The organism is Enterobacter cloacae complex sp. P13B (assembly GCF_014895915.1).
Taxonomy (GTDB): Bacteria; Pseudomonadota; Gammaproteobacteria; order Enterobacterales; family Enterobacteriaceae; genus Enterobacter; species Enterobacter bugandensis.
Genome location: NZ_JADBQN010000003.1, coordinates 53396 through 69983, shown reverse-complemented (window position 1 = coordinate 69983; position 16588 = coordinate 53396). Strand labels below are relative to the sequence as shown.

Genomic DNA, 16588 nt, shown 5'->3' with positions numbered 1-16588 from the left:
TAGTACGGCCTGGAGCCGTTTTATTGTGACCGGAAAAGTATATGAAGGAGTGACAGGTTCGCTCACCGTGCAGAAACACAACATTGAGGAGTGTGGGGAACGTGGTTTGAGGCATAAGCCCAAAGCAGTGGAAGATACTTCACGGAATTGAGGATTTGATGCGGCTTTGTTGCCGGGTGGCGGCTACGCCTTACCCGGCCTACGAAACTATTTAAGAAGCGTTGCCCAGTGTTCAACCCACGGGTTCGACTCGCTTTCGGGTTCAGGATGCTCACCGGCATCAATCAACAGCATCTCGCCGACGCGCTGGGCGCTCTGTTCCTGAAGAAGCGCATCGAACTGCTTGCCGCCGCCGCAGAAGTTGGCGTAAGAGCTATCGCCGAGGGCAATAATGCCGTAGTGGACGTCCGGCTGGTAGCCAAGCCGATCTTTAATGCCCTGGAAAAGCGGCACGATGCTGTCCGGGAGATCGCCCTGACCGGTGGTGGAGGTCACTACCAGAATGTATTTATCTTTATACTTTTCCCAGTCCGCCAGTTCCGGGTCTTCATAGACCGTGGTTTTATGGCCCTGGCTTGTCAAAATCGCCTCAGCCTCTTCTGCTACCAGCAGCGAGTTGCCGTACATTGTGCCGACAAAAATGCCTACTTCAGCCATGCTTTGCTCCCGTAATTATTGCGCTTACCGTTCATCCTGAACGTTGCCTGATACAAACTCAACCCTTTCATTTTCGGGGAGTTGTCCCCGCCAGCCAAACTGTGACAGCGCCTGCATCCAGACGTCGTCCAGCCCGGCACGAATAATCAGTGGTTCACCGGTAAACGGGTGAATCAGGCTAAGCTCGCTGGCGTGCAGCATCAGTCTGTTACAGCCAAAATGCTCTGCCGCGCTGCGGTTCTGGCGCAGATCGCCGTGCTTGCTGTCGCCAATAATCGGGTGGCGCAGGTGCGCAAGATGACGGCGAAGCTGGTGCTTGCGTCCGGTTTTGGGCAAAAGCTCAACCAGGCTGTAGCGTGTGGTGGGGAATTTGCTGGTTGCTACCGGCATTTCCGTTGTCGCCATGCCGCGATAATCCGTCACCGCGGGCTGCGGGCCTTTGTCATCGCGGGCAAATTTATCGGCGATTTTGTCCAGCTCCTCCACCAGCGGATAGTCCAGCGTGGCGGATTCGGTCAGCCAGCCACGAACGATCGCGTGGTAGCGCTTCTGGATCTGGTGCTGTTCGAACTGCTGCGCCAGCAGGCGGCCCGCCTCGCTGGAAAGCCCCATCAGCAGGACGCCAGAAGTCGGTCTGTCGAGGCGGTGCGCGGTAAACACATGCTGACCAATCTGGTCGCGCACGGTTTGCATCACCACCACTTTCTCATCGCGATCCAGCCAGCTGCGGTGCACCAGCCAGCCAGACGGTTTATTCACCGCCACCAGCCACTCGTCCTGATAGAGGATTTCCAGCGTCATGCCTCTTCACCGGCAAACAGGGCGTCCAGTTTTTCCAGCTCAACCAGCATCACATCGCGCGCAGGGTGCGTCGCCTCAAGCGCCATTTCATAGTAGGGAGAAACGGCGAACGCCTGCGGCAAAGGGTGGCCGCCTTCCAGCAGCGCGTGCATGCGCGGAATTAATACCCACTGGAGCCACTCGAACGGTGCCAGCGTATCCAGGCAGAATGGCTGGGTACTGGCAAACGCTTCCGGATTCGGCGCGGTCTCCTGCCACAGCTGATGCTGGCGCAAAAGGGCTTCGATGGCGTGCAACTGAGCACGAACGCTATCGTGTTGCGTCATAGTAACCTCAACTGAAAAAGTGAACGGCGCGCAGCATAGCATTGCGGAAGACAGAAATAAAAAAGGGAGCACTGTAAAAACAGTGCTCCCGGTTCGTTTCGCAGCATTCCAGCTACAATTCGTGCTCCCTGCTCTTCCGTGACAACTTTTCCTGATGCCCGAAGGCCTGGTCATCCTTATACCTTTTGCATCCTGCACACATCTTCCTGACGTGTTTGTTTCATCCTGAAACGTCCTGGCCTTCCTGACCCACCGACCATCCTGTTCGGTTCTCGTTCTCCTTCCTGGAGGTGTCCCTTACGCGTCCTGCGTTATCCTTTTGCTTCATCCTGAAGCCTTCCTGCAGCGCCATCCTGACGTGTCCTGAGTAAGAAACGCCATCATCCTGATGTTCGTTTCTCGTGTCGGCATCCTGTCGACGGAGATAGAATCCGCTATTCCGCTTCGTCTTACAACCCACCCTTGCAGCACTGTAAGCCGTAAGAAATCCCTAAAAAAGATGCGATGAACAACTAATTCTTTGAAAAACAGAGTGATATTAATCTGAATTAAATAAGGCAATACTGAATGATCCAGCGATCTCTCACAAACCTTGTAAGAGATCTCTCACACGCGTCGTAGCATCATGGATTACAGAAGTGGCTCAAGCCGGGTAAGGAAATCCGCAAGAGAGGGGGCGAGCGTTTCGCGATTGCGGGTACCGATGGTCTCTTTAATCACTTCCCCGGACAGGTTGCAGACGGATATCACATCCAGTTCGCTGTCCAGCGTGGCAATAAAGAGCGTCGGAGAAAGCTTAAGGCGTTTTTGCGTGACCAGATGACCAATCAGGTTTTCCTGAACACGCTGCAGATCGTCTTCGCTCCAGGTCTGCAACAGCGTCAGCGTCAAATCACCCAAGTGCGCGGGCATATCCCCTGCAAACTGCGTGGCATAAAACGCGTGAACCGCTGGTTGTACCACAAGGTCCATAGCCCGTTCAACCGCATTTACATTTTGCTCAGCGGTATTGGGCTTCGGCTGCCAGATAACATAGTCATCCTGCGAAGAGATAATGCACGGCGACGGCACGCCATATAAATCAGCGCTTTGCGGCCATGTTCCGTGCTTTTCATGCCACGCGTCGCAATAGCGGGTTGTGAAGGTAGTAAGGGCATTTGCAGTTTCGATGTCCACTGATTTCTCTCTTCTTGTAAGACAGGATAAACTCTGCCCATAAGTGTACCTGTAAAGTGGCTATGAAACATGTCTTACGAAAATCATCAGGCGTTAACCGGCCTAACGCTGGGTAAATCAACCGATTACCGCGATACCTACGATGCAAGCCTGCTGCAGGGCGTGCCGCGCAGCCTGAACCGCGATCCTCTTGGACTGCATGCGGACGCGTTGCCGTTTGTCGGCGGCGATATCTGGACGCTGTACGAACTCTCCTGGCTTAACGCGCGCGGTCTGCCGCAGGTGGCCGTGGGCCACGTTGAGCTGGACTATGCCAGCGTGAACCTGGTGGAATCCAAAAGCTTTAAGCTCTATCTCAACAGCTTCAACCAGACCCGATTCAACAGCTGGGACGAGGTTCAGCAAACGCTGGAGCGGGATTTAGCCGCCTGCGCGCAGGGGAACGTGTCCGTCTCGTTATACCGCCTGCACGAGCTGGAAGGACAGCCCATTGCCCATTTCCACGGAACCTGCATCGACGATCAGGACATCGAGGTGGAGAATTATGAATTCAGCACCGATTACCTCGAAAACGCGGCGGGCGGAAAAGTGGTTGAAGAGACGCTGGTCAGCCATTTGCTGAAGTCCAACTGCCTGATTACCCACCAGCCGGACTGGGGTTCGGTGCAGATCCAGTACCGAGGCCCGAAAATTGACCGGGAAAAACTGCTGCGCTATCTGGTGTCGTTCCGCCATCACAACGAATTTCACGAGCAGTGCGTGGAGCGTATTTTTAACGATATTCAGCGTTTCTGCCAGCCGGAGAAACTGAGCGTTTACGCGCGCTATACCCGCCGTGGCGGGCTGGACATTAACCCGTGGCGCACCAACACCGATTTTGTGCCAGCAACGGGCCGTCTGGTGCGTCAATAATATAAATATTTTCACAATATGCGTGCGGTATTCCGCCGAAGTGTTGTGAAACGTCACGCGCCAGAGCTATTGTAATCAAAGGGAATGACGATAATCGTCCCATAAGGAGCTCACTTGATTACACATATTAGCCCGCTTGGCTCAATGGATATGTTGTCGCAGCTGGAAGTGGACATGCTTAAACGCACGGCCAGCAGCGATCTTTATCAACTGTTTCGTAACTGTTCACTTGCCGTACTGAACTCCGGAAGCCTGACAGATAACAGTAAAGAACTGCTGTCCCGCTTCGAAAGCTTTGATATTAACGTGCTGCGCCGCGAGCGTGGCGTGAAACTGGAAGTGATCAACCCGCCGGAAGAGGCCTTTGTCGACGGACGTATCATTCGTTCCCTTCAGGCCAACCTGTTTGCCGTCCTGCGCGACATCCTGTTTGTTAACGGGCAGATTCACAACGCGGGCCGCTTCCAGCATCTCGACCTGGAAAGCTCCGTTCATATCACCAACCTGGTGTTCTCTATTCTGCGCAACGCCCGCGCCCTGCACGTTGGCGAAGCACCAAACATGGTCGTCTGCTGGGGCGGCCACTCGATTAACGAAACCGAATATCTCTATGCCCGTCGGGTCGGAACGCAGCTTGGCCTGCGCGAGCTGAATATCTGTACCGGCTGTGGTCCGGGTGCAATGGAAGCACCAATGAAAGGTGCAGCCGTGGGTCATGCGCAACAGCGTTACAAAGAGGGGCGGTTTATCGGCATGACCGAGCCGTCAATCATCGCCGCTGAGCCGCCTAACCCGCTGGTCAATGAGCTGATTATCATGCCGGATATCGAGAAGCGTCTTGAGGCGTTTGTTCGTATCGCTCACGGGATTATCATCTTCCCGGGCGGCGTGGGAACGGCGGAAGAGCTGCTCTATCTGCTGGGGATTCTGATGAACCCGGCCAACAAAGATCAGGTTCTGCCGCTGATCCTGACCGGCCCGAAAGAGAGCGCCGACTACTTCCGCGTGCTGGACGAGTTTATCGTGCATACGCTGGGAGAAGCCGCGCGTCGTCACTATCGCATCATCATTGATGATGCGGCGGAAGTGGCACGCCAGATGAAAAAAGCGATGCCGCTGGTGAAAGAGAATCGTCGTGATACCGGTGATGCGTACAGCTTTAACTGGTCAATCCGTATTGCGCCTGACCTGCAGATCCCGTTCGAGCCGACCCATGAAAATATGGCGAACCTGAAACTCTACCCGGACCAGCCGGTGGAAGTGCTGGCCGCCGACCTGCGTCGCGCCTTCTCCGGGATTGTGGCGGGCAACGTGAAGGAGATGGGCATCCGCGCGATTGAGCAGTATGGTCCGTACAAGATCCACGGCGACCCGGAGATGATGCGCCGTATGGACGACATGCTTCAGGGCTTTGTGGCTCAACACCGCATGAAGTTGCCGGGTTCAGCCTACATTCCGTGCTACGAAATCTGCACGTAACGCTCAGTTTCTTCTTCTCAAAGCCGGGGCACCCTGTAGCGGGTCCCGGCTTTTTTATTAGCGAATCAATTCATAGGCCTCACTTATAACTTAAACAAACTTACGGCGAACGCAATCGATTACCTCCATTTAACAACCGTAATTTATCAGCCTTAAACTAAATTACCCGCAAGAAAATCCTAAAAACCCATATCTTTACAGCGGAAGACACCTATATTGCTGGCCGCTCTTTTAGCCCACATGTCGTTGATGGTAGCCTTCGCGCCCGTAAATTCTCTTTGATGTTTTTTTAACAGATAAATGGTCTAAAGATGCCCACATCATAAGTGGATTATTGCATTTGGGATCGCGATCACTGATAGATTCATAACGAGAATGTATCTTTCCGCCCGCCAATAGTTACGGGCGAAAATTATTAAAAAACCGTCACTGAACGAATTTCATATTACCGTCAGGCACTTTTTCATCGGATTTGACTAAAAACCTGACAATTTGCTTCCTCCAGGAGATACAGATGGAAACCACTCAAACCAGCACCGTTGCTTCGATTGAATCCCGAAGTGGTTGGCGCAAAACGGATACCATGTGGATGCTGGGCCTTTACGGCACGGCAATCGGCGCTGGTGTACTGTTCCTTCCTATCAACGCAGGCGTCGGCGGTCTGATTCCGCTGATCATCATGGCCATCATCGCCTTCCCGATGACCTACTTCGCACACCGCGGGCTGACCCGCTTCGTGCTGTCCGGTAAAAACCCGGGCGAAGACATCACCGAAGTGGTTGAAGAACATTTCGGCGTTGGCGCAGGTAAACTGATTACCCTGCTCTACTTCTTCGCGATTTACCCAATCCTGCTCGTCTACAGCGTGGCGATCACCAACACCGTTGAAAGCTTCATGACGCACCAGCTGCACATGACGCCGCCACCGCGTGCCATTCTGTCTCTGATCCTGATCGTCGGCATGATGACCATCGTGCGCTTCGGCGAGCAGATGATTGTTAAGGCCATGAGCGTGCTGGTCTTCCCGTTTGTGGCTGCGCTGATGCTGCTGGCCTGCTACCTGATCCCACAGTGGAACGGTGCAGCGCTGGAAACCCTGTCCCTGAGCAGCGCGTCTGCGACCGGTAACGGCCTGCTGATGACCCTGTGGCTGGCGATCCCGGTAATGGTCTTCTCCTTCAACCACTCCCCAATCATCTCCTCTTTCGCCGTGGCGAAACGCGAAGAGTACGGTAATGGTGCAGAGAAGAAGTGCTCCAGCATCCTGGCCCGCGCTCACGTGATGATGGTGCTGACCGTGATGTTCTTCGTCTTCAGCTGCGTACTGAGCCTCTCCCCGGCGGACCTGGCGGCAGCGAAAGAACAGAACATCTCTATTCTGTCTTACCTGGCGAACCACTTTAACGCACCGCTGATTGCGTGGATGGCACCGATCATCGCGATGATCGCCATCACCAAATCCTTCCTGGGCCACTATCTGGGCGCGCGTGAAGGCTTCAACGGTATGGTGATTAAATCTCTGCGCGGTAAAGGCAAGAGCATTGAAATCAACAAGCTGAACAAAATCACTGCACTGTTCATGCTGCTCACCACCTGGGCGGTAGCGACCCTGAACCCAAGCATCCTGGGCATGATTGAAACCCTGGGTGGCCCGGTTATCGCGATGATTCTGTTCCTGATGCCGATGTACGCAATTCAGAAAGTGCCTGCCATGCGCAAGTACAGCGGCCAGGTCAGCAACGTGTTTGTGGTTATCATGGGCCTTATCGCTATCTCTGCGATCTTCTACTCCCTGTACACCATGTTCTGATGAACGCCCGCGCCGCCTTCGGGCGGCGCACTCCTCCCCCTCTGACTGAAAGCAATGGACGCATCATGATTAGCGTATTCGATATTTTCAAAATCGGTATTGGTCCTTCCAGCTCTCACACCGTCGGACCAATGAAAGCCGGTAAGCAGTTCACGGATGACTTGATTGCACGCGGCATTCTGCACGACATCACCCGCGTGGTTGTCGATGTGTACGGCTCGCTTTCCCTGACCGGGAAAGGCCACCATACCGATATCGCCATTATCATGGGTCTGGCGGGAAATCTGCCGGATACCGTTGATATTGACGCGATCCCTGGCTTCATCCAGGACGTGAACACCCACGGTCGTTTGCTGCTGGCAAACGGTGAGCATGAGGTTGAATTCCCGGTTGACCACTGCATGAATTTCCATGCGGACAACCTGTCGCTGCACGAAAACGGCATGCGCATTACCGCGCTGGCCGGCGACAAAGCGGTTTACAGCCAGACGTATTACTCCATCGGCGGCGGCTTTATCGTCGACGAAGATCACTTTGGTCAAACCACCACCTCTTCTGTTGAGGTGCCGTATCCGTACAAAACCGCGGCAGATCTCCAGCGCCACTGTCAGGAGACGGGGCTTTCCCTCTCTGGCCTGATGATGAAAAACGAGCTGGCCCTTCACAGCAAAGAGGAGCTGGAACAGCACTTCGCTAGCGTCTGGGAAGTGATGCGCGGCGGCATTGAGCGCGGGATCACCACCGAAGGCGTTCTGCCGGGCAAGCTTCGCGTACCGCGTCGTGCGGCGGCGCTGCGTCGTATGCTGGTGAGCACCGACAAAACGACAACGGACCCGATGGCCGTCGTCGACTGGATCAACATGTTCGCCCTGGCGGTGAACGAAGAGAACGCCGCAGGGGGCCGCGTCGTCACGGCGCCAACCAACGGTGCCTGCGGTATCGTTCCGGCCGTGCTGGCGTACTACGACAAGTTTATCCGTGAAGTGAACGCTAACTCCCTGGCGCGCTACCTGCTGGTCGCCAGCGCGATTGGTTCTCTGTATAAAATGAACGCCTCCATTTCCGGTGCGGAAGTAGGCTGTCAGGGCGAAGTCGGCGTGGCATGCTCCATGGCGGCGGCGGGCCTGGCGGAGCTGTTGGGCGCAAGCCCGGCGCAGGTCTGCATCGCTGCGGAAATCGGCATGGAACATAACCTGGGGCTAACCTGCGATCCGGTTGCCGGACAGGTACAGGTGCCGTGCATCGAGCGTAACGCCATCGCCTCCGTCAAGGCGGTGAACGCGGCGCGTATGGCGCTGCGCCGCACCAGTGAGCCGCGCGTCTGTCTCGATAAAGTTATCGAAACCATGTACGAAACCGGTAAAGATATGAACGCCAAATACCGCGAAACCTCTCGCGGCGGCCTGGCGATGAAGATCGTAACCTGCGATTAAGCCTCTCAGGAAGCCTCGTTTTGCGAGGCTTCTTCCTGTTTTCCCTCACGCTATTCGTTTCATCCTGCCGACAGTGATACCCTTTACCCATTAGATTTAAGGGAGAATATCTGTGGCTGTTCATTTGCTTATCGTCGACGCGCTCAATCTGATTCGCCGAATCCATGCGGTACAAGGCACGCCCTGCAAGGACACCTGCCTGCACGCGCTGGAGCAGCTTATTCGCCACAGCGAGCCGACGCACGTCGTGGCCGTGTTTGATGACGAAGCGCGCAACAGCGGCTGGCGACATCAGCGCCTGCCCGACTACAAGGCTGGACGCGCGCCGATGCCGGACGATCTCCATGCCGAAATGCCCGCTCTGCGTGCCGCCTTTGAGCAGCGTGGCGTCCCCTGCTGGGGTGCACAGGGCAATGAAGCCGACGATCTCGCGGCCACCCTGGCCGTAAAAGTGGCAAGTGCCGGGCATCAGGCCACTATCGTTTCAACTGACAAAGGCTACTGCCAGCTGCTCTCCCCAACTATCCGCATTCGCGACTATTTTCAAAAACGCTGGCTGGACGCGCCGTTTATTGCCAGCGAGTTCGGCGTCTTGCCTGAGCAACTGCCGGATTATTGGGGTCTGGCAGGCATCAGCAGCTCTAAGGTTCCGGGTGTCGCCGGTATTGGACCAAAGAGCGCCGCCCAGTTGCTGACCGATTTTCAGAGTCTGGAAGGGATTTACGCCCGTCTGGATGAGGTGCCAGAAAAGTGGCGCAAGAAGCTGGAGGCGCATAAAGAGATGGCGTTTATCTGCCGCGAGGTGGCGACGCTACAGACAGATTTACAGCTGGACGGGAATTTACAGCAGTTGCGGTTAGAACGTTAAAACGTCAACACCGTTTTGTAGGCCCGGTAAGCGCAGCGCCACCGGGCAAAACAAAGCACGCACTATCGCTCGTCGCGACGTCCGCCTACAGCCGCCCACCAGCGACGGATGTGTACCGTCACCTCTTCGCGGTCGTGGTACAACTGACGCGCCTGGATCTCCACGTTAATACCGTGCTCATCCAGCTGTGCCTGAATATAGGCCAGGTTCTGGGATACCTCCTCGTAGCGCTTTTTCATCGGCAGCTTGAGGTTGAAAATTGTCTCACGGCACCAGCCGTTCACCAGCCAGGAGGCCATCAGCGCGGCCACTTTCGCCGGCTTCTCCACCATGTCGCACACCATCCACGAGATGTTGTTGCGGGTTGGGCGATAGCGGAAACCGTCTTCTCGCAGCCAGGTGACCTGTCCGGTGTCCATCAGGCTTTGCGCCATTGGACCGTTATCCACAGACGACACCCACATGTTGCGTTTCACCAGCTGATAGGTCCAGCCGCCCGGACACGCGCCAAGGTCGACGGCATACATGCCGTTAGCCAGACGCTCGTCCCACTCATCTGCCGGGATAAAGACGTGAAACGCCTCTTCCAGCTTCAGGGTTGAACGGCTCGGCGCATCTGCCGGGAACTTCAGGCGCGGGATGCCCATAAAGAATGGCGAATTGTTATTGGTGTACGAATAGCCCGCATAGCAGCAGCCCGGTGCGATAAAGAAGATATGCACCACCGGACGCTTCGGCGTTTCGTAGTTTGTCAGTATGCCCGCGTCACGCAGCGCTGCGCGCAGCGGCACGGTGAACTTACGGCAAAACTTCATCAGCTCTTTGCTTTCGTTGGTATCGGCAACCTCAACGCGCAGGTCGCCGCCCTTCTCCACCACGCCCTGTAGCATGCCCACAATCGGCGTGATGCGATCTTCCGGCGGAAGATCTTTCAGCAACTCACCCGCGACGAACATCTGGCGGGCGAAGATCAGCGAGCTGAACGGCAGCCCGCGTGCCAGCTTGTCGGCGTCTTCAGGCTGATAACATTCGAATACCACATAACCCGCATTTTCTTTTACGCGAGCAAAGCCGAAGACTTCGCGCTTCGCCGCTTTATCGGTAATTTCCGCGGCGCACTCTTTCTCAAACCCCGGGCGACAATATAAAACAACCTTATTCATGAACAACGCCCTTGCGTTTCAGACGGATAGCTCCGATAAACATTAATACCCAACCCGCCAGGAAGCTCACGCCGCCGACAGGTGTAACAAACGCCCACAGGCGCAAATGCGAGAGGGCCAGACAGTAAAGGCTGCCGCTAAACAGCACGGTACCCAGCGCCATAAATACGCTACTCCAGTAAAACCAGATGCTTATCCGGCGCTGCATCGCTACCGCCAGCCCAAAAATAGCCAGCGTATGAAACGCCTGGTATTCAAGGCCGGTCTGGATCCAGCCCATCTCGACGGTGCCCAAAGACTTGCTCAATACGTGCGCGCCAAAGGCGCCCAGTGCAACAAAAATAAAGCCACTCACCGCGGCAAAAATCAGCATGAATCGGCTGGTCATGTTTAAGTCCTGAATTAATGCGTGCCCGGCACACAAACGTTATTGTTCATACCTGAAGCGGAATTTTTCTTGCTCGCTTGCCGCTTTCGCCAGTATCCACTGCCGGAAGGCGGCTATTTTACCCAGTTCTGCCTGACTGTCATGACAAACCAGATAAAATGCATTCTTGCTGACCAGTACATCATTAAAAGGGCAAACCAGACGGCCTGCCTCAATTTCGGACTGCGCCATCACGTTGTTCGCCAACGCCACGCCCTGTCCGTGAATGGCAGCCTGTAGCACCATCGCACTATGGCTAAAAATGGGGCCCTGCTGCACGTTTATATGACTAAGACCTAATTGACGGGTATAAGTTTGCCAGTCGCGGCGAGAGGCATCATGTAAAAGCGTATGCTGCGCCAGGTCAGCGGGTGTTTTCAGCGCCTTGTCGCCTGTTAAAAGCAGAGGCGAACAGACCGGCAGCAGATATTCTGCGTATAATTTCTCGACACGCAAGCCCGGCCAGTTGCCGCGACCATAAAAAATGGCGACATCCACATCATCGGCCAGCTTGTCTTCCTGACGATCCACCGCCTGGATTCGAACGTCGATCCCCGGATAAGCTGAGTTAAAGCTTGAGAGTCTTGGCACCAACCACTGAATGGCAAAACTGGGCAATAAACTAACAGTCAGGGCACCTTTTGCACTGCGGGCCTGCAGCTTACGCGTGGCTTCCGTGAGCTGGGAAAAAATCTCTTTAATATCCTGAAAATAGCTCTGCCCCTCTTCGGTCAGCAGCAAGGAACGATTGCGTCGGCGGAACAGCTTAAGGCCCAGGAAATCCTCCAGGGACTTGATTTGGTGACTTACTGCGGCCTGTGTCACAAAAAGCTCATCTGCCGCACGGGTGAAGCTCAGGTGACGTGCTGCTGCATCAAAAACGCGTAATGCATTAAGGGGTGGCAATCGCTTTGACATGGTTATCTGGCTTAGATGTTAACGGAATTTAACAAACAGGAAACAACGTTTAACCTATTAGTTTTTTTTATCTGAGCCATTATAATTTGTCCGTTGAGGAACTACCAGCAAATACCTATAGTGGCGGCACTTCCTGAGCCGGAACGAAGAGCTTTTTTCGGAATGCGTGTTCTGAAGGGCTTTTGGCTTACGGTTGTGATGTTGTGTTGTTGTGTTTGCAATTGGTCTGCGATTCAGACCACGGTAGCAACGCTACCAATTTTTCACTTCCTGTACATTTACCCTGTCTGTCCATAGTGATTAATGTAGCACCGCCAATTTGCGGTGCTTTTTTTTCGCCTGCGATCGGTTAATGCTCGATCTCTTTCATCTCTTTCACGTCCGTGCGGTTGATCTGCTGCTTGTTCCCGTTAGCATCTTTGTACGAAATCATCCCGGTATCGTTATCGGTAGTCGGTTTCCCTTCCGAAACGATAGAACGACCATCGTTTGTGTGCATCACGTAGTTGTTACCAGAACAGGCGCTCAGGGCAAAAGTAAACGCACAGGCAGAAATGATTGCAGCTGTCTTATTCATGATTATTCTCCTTTAGCAATTAATGCTATTCAAACCTCGATTTATAACAGGCTAAAACATCCGCCTAACACTATTTAGCATAACCTGCTTTTTCGAGGTCGCCAGGATAAGCAGACAAATCTGATAGATATCAACCTCCTTGCCCTGCCGCTGAAATTGCGCGACGATCTCTCTATCGACACGAGGAATTCCATGAACGCTTTCAGTCCTGCGCAGTTTCGCGCACAGTTTCCGGCGCTGGCCGATGCCGGTATTTATCTTGATAGCGCCGCCACGGCCCTGAAGCCCCAGGCGGTGATCGAGGCCACGCAGCAGTTCTACAGCCTGAGCGCCGGCAACGTACATCGCAGCCAGTTTGCCGAAGCGCAGCGCCTGACCGCGCGCTATGAAGCCGCACGCGATCAGGTTGCACGCCTGATCAATGCCGAAAGCGGGAAAAATATCGTCTGGACGCGCGGTACGACTGAAGCCATCAATATGGTGGCCCAGTGCTATGCCCGCCCGCTGCTGCAGCCAGGGGACGAGATCATTGTCAGCGAAGCAGAGCACCACGCTAACCTGGTGCCGTGGCTGATGGTGGCTGAGCAAACGGGCGCGCGCGTTATTAAGCTCCCGTTGAGTGCAGACTTTCTGCCTGACGTGGCCCGTCTCCCTGAGCTGATTACCCCCCGCAGCCGTATTCTGGCGCTGGGGCAGATGTCCAACGTCACCGGCGGCTGTCCGGATCTGGCTCGCGCCATTGAGATTGCCCATGCCAGCGGCGTGGTGGTGATGGTCGACGGTGCTCAGGGCGTGGTTCATTTCCCCGCTGATGTGCAGGCGCGGGATATCGACTTCTACGCCTTCTCCGGGCACAAACTCTACGGGCCAACCGGGATTGGCGCGCTGTACGGTAAGCCAGAACTGCTGGCAAAAATGACGCCGTGGCTCGGCGGCGGCAAAATGATTACCGAAGTGACCTTCGACGGTTTTAAAACGCAGGAGGTGCCTTACCGTCTGGAAGCGGGCACGCCGAACGTGGCCGGGGTCATCGGCCTGAGCGCCGCACTTGAATGGCTGGCGGAAACGGACGTGGTTCAGGCGGAAAGCTGGAGCCGAGGGCTGGCGACGCTGGCTGAGGAAGAACTGAAAAAACGCCCGGGTTTCCGCTCGTTCCGCGTTCAGGATTCCAGCCTGCTCGCCTTTGATTTTGCTGGTGTGCATCATAGCGATATGGTGACGCTGCTGGCCGGGTACGGCATTGCCCTGCGCGCCGGACAGCACTGCGCCCAGCCGCTGCTGGCGGCGCTCGGCGTCAGCGGTACGCTGCGCGCCTCGTTTGCGCCGTATAATACCCAAAGCGATGTCGATGCGCTGGTTAGCGCCATTGACCGCGCCCTTGAAATACTGGTGGATTAATGACTAGCGCTGCTTTAGCCGGACATCCGTTTGGCACGGTCATCACTGAAGAGACCTTAAAACAGACCTTCGCCCCGCTCCAGCAGTGGGAAGATAAATATCGTCAGCTGATCCTGCTGGGTAAACAGCTCCCAGCTCTTTCCGACGATCTTAAAGCGCAGGCGAAAGAGATTGCGGGCTGTGAAAACCGCGTCTGGCTGGGCGTGAGCGTCTCCGGCGAGAAGCTGCATTTCTTCGGCGACAGCGAAGGGCGCATCGTCCGGGGCCTGCTGGCGGTCCTGTTAACCGCTATTGAGGGGAAAAGCGCGGCGGAATTGTTAACGCGCTCGCCGCTGGCGCTGTTCGACGAGCTGGGGCTGCGCGCGCAGCTTAGCGCCTCGCGCGGTCAGGGCCTGATCGCGCTCAGCGACGCGGTGCTGGACGCCGCACGTCAGGCTCAGGCCTGACGTTCCGCCTTCGCCATCATCTTCTTCAGGGCGTGAGAGACCGCCACAAAGCCAAAAGAGGCGGTTACCATGGTGGCCGCTCCAAAGCCTGACGCGCAGTCCATGCGTTTTGGCCCTTCCGCCGTGCTTTTCATCGCACAAACTGAACCATCCGCCTGCGGGTAGACCAGCGCTTCGGTGGAGAACACGCAGTCGACGCCCAGCTTGCCCTTGCTGTTCTTCACCACATTGAAGTCGCTCTTCAGGCGTTCACGCAGCTTGGCAGCCAGCGGATCCTGAATGGTTTTCGCCAGATCGGCAACCTGGATCTGCGTGGGATCGATTTGCCCGCCCGCGCCGCCGGTCGTGATCAGCGGCACCTTGTAACGACGGCAGTATGCGATCAGCGCCGCTTTAGGCCGCACGCTGTCGATGGCGTCAATCACATAGCTGTAGCCTTTGCTCATGTACTCCGCGACGTTATCTGCCGTCACAAAGTCGTCGATCACCGTCACCCGACACTCCGGATTGATGAGACGAATGCGCTCCGCCATCACCTCGGACTTCGCCAGGCCGACGTTATCACGCAGGGCGTGGATCTGACGGTTAGTGTTGGTCACACAAACGTCATCCATATCAATCAGCGTGATTGCGCCAATCCCGGTTCTAGCCAGCGCTTCCGCCGCCCAGGAGCCGACACCGCCAATGCCCACGACGCAGACGTGCGCATCCGCAAACAGCTGCAGGGCTTTTTCACCATAGAGACGTGCCGTGCCGCCAAAACGCTGGCGCCAGGCATCGCTGATTACCACAGACATAAAACCTCAGATGTAAAAAGGGTGAGGTTTTCCTCACCCTGAACAGTAATCCGTATTGCGCTCAGAATACCACAATCAGCCGCTGAATACGTTTCCGGTGCCCGGCGCGGCCTTCAGCACCCATACGCGTCCGTAGTGGTTATACCAGCCTGCACGGTGACCGGCATCCGGGCCAATGCCCTGATAGATATCAAAGTGCTGGCCCTTAATCGCTCCGCCCACATCCAGGGCTACCATCAGACGCAGCTCATATTTGCCGTTGAACTTGCCGTTGTTGTCGAGCAGAGGGACTTCCGCCAGCAGCGTGGTACCCGCAGGAATGATAGAACGATCCGATGCCACCGACGCGCGGCCAATCAGCGGCACGGCGCTGGCCCCTTTCACCGGCGCGAAGTTTTGCGGCTTGAAGAAGACGAACGATGGGTTCTGCTCCAGCAGCTCGCGCACCTCGGCTTCACTGTGCTTTTCGCCCCACTCGCGGATCGCCTGCATCGACATATCTTCTTTTTTCACTTCGCCGCGGTCAATCAGCACCTTACCGATGCTGCGGTAGGCATGGCCGTTTTTCCCGGCATAGCTGAAGAAGTTAAGCGGTGAACCGTCGCCAAAATCAATGTAGCCGCTGCCCTGCACGTCCATGATGAAATTATCCATCAGGGAGTTGCTGTAGGCCAGGACGTAGTTTTCGCTCAGCGCACCGGCGTAGATTTCGGCGCGGGACGGCAGACGGCCGCGTTTTGGCGGCATACGGTAGATAGGGTACTGGAACTCGCCCTGGCGCGTGTGTCGCGCCTGAACCACGGGCGTGTAATAGCCGGTGAACTGGACGTTGCCGTAGTTATCCGCCCCTTCCATTTGCCAGGCATCAATACCAAACTGGCGCATGTTGCGCGTATCGCCGCCCGCCTTCAGCCAGTCCTGTACCGCGCTATAAACATTGTTCTGTGAGCTATACAGACGCGGCGACGCGTTGCGGATCTGGTAGACCTGCTCGGAGAAATCACCGGCGTTGATCGGCGCGCCAACGGCGTCAGGCTGATTAACTAAAGAGAAAGGCTGGGATAACTTCCCGTCTTTATACTGCTGACCGCGATCGGTCGGTTTGGAAGAACAGGCCGCAAGAATCGCTACCATTGCGCCCGCCATCAGATACTTCGCCCAACGTCCTTTCATTATATCTCGTCTTTAAGTTGACCATTTCCGCGTGATGAAGATAACAAACCGACAAAGCGAATGAAATGCGATCGCATGCCCTTTGGCAAATTCAGAGCAAAAAATAGTCTAAATGTCGCAATGCCGTTCACTTTACATACAAAGTTAATGATTTATGTGAAAAAGGGGTTGCATCACAAACCTATCCGAGTATAGTGCGCTTCCACGGACGCGGGGTGGAGCAGCCT

The 16588-nt window shown here is 55.5% G+C and carries 17 protein-coding genes; 7 read left to right on the top strand and 10 right to left on the bottom strand.

Going from position 1 to position 16588, the window contains the following annotated elements; genetic code table 11:
- Positions 1-207: 207 nt before the first annotated feature.
- The 4 genes from IM273_RS01435 to syd form a co-directional block, all read right to left on the bottom strand.
- Positions 208-657, bottom strand: coding sequence for a flavodoxin (locus tag IM273_RS01435; RefSeq protein WP_193050584.1), 450 nt, complete (start codon positions 655-657; stop codon positions 208-210).
- Between the two features lie 24 nt (positions 658-681).
- Positions 682-1458 (bottom strand): tRNA pseudouridine(65) synthase TruC, encoded by a 777-nt coding sequence (gene truC, locus IM273_RS01430; RefSeq protein WP_045261316.1) that lies wholly within the window; start codon positions 1456-1458, stop codon positions 682-684.
- A complete protein-coding gene (locus tag IM273_RS01425; RefSeq protein WP_028014265.1) occupies positions 1455-1784 on the bottom strand; it encodes a YqcC family protein in 330 nt (109 codons plus the stop codon). The genes truC and IM273_RS01425 overlap by 4 nt, the downstream gene beginning before the upstream one ends.
- A gap of 630 nt (positions 1785-2414) precedes the next feature.
- Positions 2415-2960, bottom strand: a complete 546-nt coding sequence (syd, locus tag IM273_RS01420) for a SecY-interacting protein (RefSeq protein WP_063943196.1) — start codon at positions 2958-2960, stop codon at positions 2415-2417.
- 69 nt (positions 2961-3029) lie between these two features.
- Here syd and queF point away from each other — a divergent pair, with 69 nt between their 5' ends.
- The 5 genes from queF (at position 3030) to xni (ending at position 9462) form a co-directional block, all read left to right on the top strand.
- Entirely contained in the window at positions 3030-3872 is an 843-nt protein-coding gene (queF, locus tag IM273_RS01415; protein ID WP_193050586.1) for an NADPH-dependent 7-cyano-7-deazaguanine reductase QueF, read from the top strand.
- Between the two features lie 114 nt (positions 3873-3986).
- On the top strand, positions 3987-5351 hold the full coding sequence (gene ppnN, locus IM273_RS01410; protein ID WP_023309027.1) for a nucleotide 5'-monophosphate nucleosidase PpnN: 1365 nt from the start codon (positions 3987-3989) through the stop codon (positions 5349-5351).
- Positions 5352-5865: 514 nt separating this feature from the next.
- On the top strand, positions 5866-7161 hold the full coding sequence (locus tag IM273_RS01405; protein ID WP_028014268.1) for an HAAAP family serine/threonine permease: 1296 nt from the start codon (positions 5866-5868) through the stop codon (positions 7159-7161).
- 65 nt (positions 7162-7226) lie between these two features.
- Positions 7227-8594, top strand: a complete 1368-nt coding sequence (gene sdaB, locus IM273_RS01400) for an L-serine ammonia-lyase II (protein WP_028014269.1) — start codon at positions 7227-7229, stop codon at positions 8592-8594.
- Between the two features lie 112 nt (positions 8595-8706).
- A complete protein-coding gene (gene xni, locus IM273_RS01395; RefSeq protein WP_028014270.1) occupies positions 8707-9462 on the top strand; it encodes a flap endonuclease Xni in 756 nt (251 codons plus the stop codon).
- Positions 9463-9524: 62 nt separating this feature from the next.
- On the opposite strand, the gene rlmM is transcribed toward xni, so the two are convergent.
- The 4 genes from rlmM to IM273_RS01375 form a co-directional block, all read right to left on the bottom strand.
- Positions 9525-10625 carry a 23S rRNA (cytidine(2498)-2'-O)-methyltransferase RlmM gene (rlmM, locus tag IM273_RS01390; protein ID WP_193050588.1) on the bottom strand — a complete coding sequence of 367 codons (1101 nt, stop codon included), beginning with the start codon at positions 10623-10625 and terminating at the stop codon, positions 9525-9527.
- Positions 10618-11013, bottom strand: a complete 396-nt coding sequence (locus IM273_RS01385) for a DUF423 domain-containing protein (protein ID WP_193050590.1) — start codon at positions 11011-11013, stop codon at positions 10618-10620. The genes rlmM and IM273_RS01385 overlap by 8 nt, the downstream gene beginning before the upstream one ends.
- 39 nt (positions 11014-11052) lie before the next feature.
- Positions 11053-11970: a glycine cleavage system transcriptional regulator GcvA gene (gene gcvA / locus IM273_RS01380; RefSeq protein WP_014885066.1), complete on the bottom strand. Its 918-nt coding sequence runs from the start codon at positions 11968-11970 to the stop codon at positions 11053-11055.
- A 349-nt stretch (positions 11971-12319) separates the two neighbouring features.
- Entirely contained in the window at positions 12320-12547 is a 228-nt protein-coding gene (locus IM273_RS01375; protein ID WP_008499648.1) for a YgdI/YgdR family lipoprotein, read from the bottom strand.
- Between the two features lie 192 nt (positions 12548-12739).
- Between IM273_RS01375 and csdA the strand changes: the two genes are divergently transcribed.
- Complete coding sequence (csdA, locus tag IM273_RS01370; protein WP_193050591.1) at positions 12740-13945, top strand: cysteine desulfurase CsdA; 1206 nt, start codon at positions 12740-12742, stop codon at positions 13943-13945.
- Positions 13945-14391, top strand: a complete 447-nt coding sequence (gene csdE / locus IM273_RS01365) for a cysteine desulfurase sulfur acceptor subunit CsdE (RefSeq protein ID WP_045261322.1) — start codon at positions 13945-13947, stop codon at positions 14389-14391. The genes csdA and csdE overlap by 1 nt, the downstream gene beginning before the upstream one ends.
- Here csdE and tcdA read toward each other — a convergent pair.
- Together tcdA and mltA are read right to left on the bottom strand one after the other, a co-directional pair.
- Positions 14382-15188 carry a tRNA cyclic N6-threonylcarbamoyladenosine(37) synthase TcdA gene (tcdA, locus tag IM273_RS01360; RefSeq protein WP_045261323.1) on the bottom strand — a complete coding sequence of 269 codons (807 nt, stop codon included), beginning with the start codon at positions 15186-15188 and terminating at the stop codon, positions 14382-14384. The two genes, csdE and tcdA, sit on opposite strands and share 10 nt — an antisense overlap.
- A 75-nt stretch (positions 15189-15263) precedes the next feature.
- Positions 15264-16361 carry a murein transglycosylase A gene (gene mltA, locus IM273_RS01355; protein WP_028014275.1) on the bottom strand — a complete coding sequence of 366 codons (1098 nt, stop codon included), beginning with the start codon at positions 16359-16361 and terminating at the stop codon, positions 15264-15266.
- Between the last annotated feature and the right edge of the window lie 227 nt (positions 16362-16588).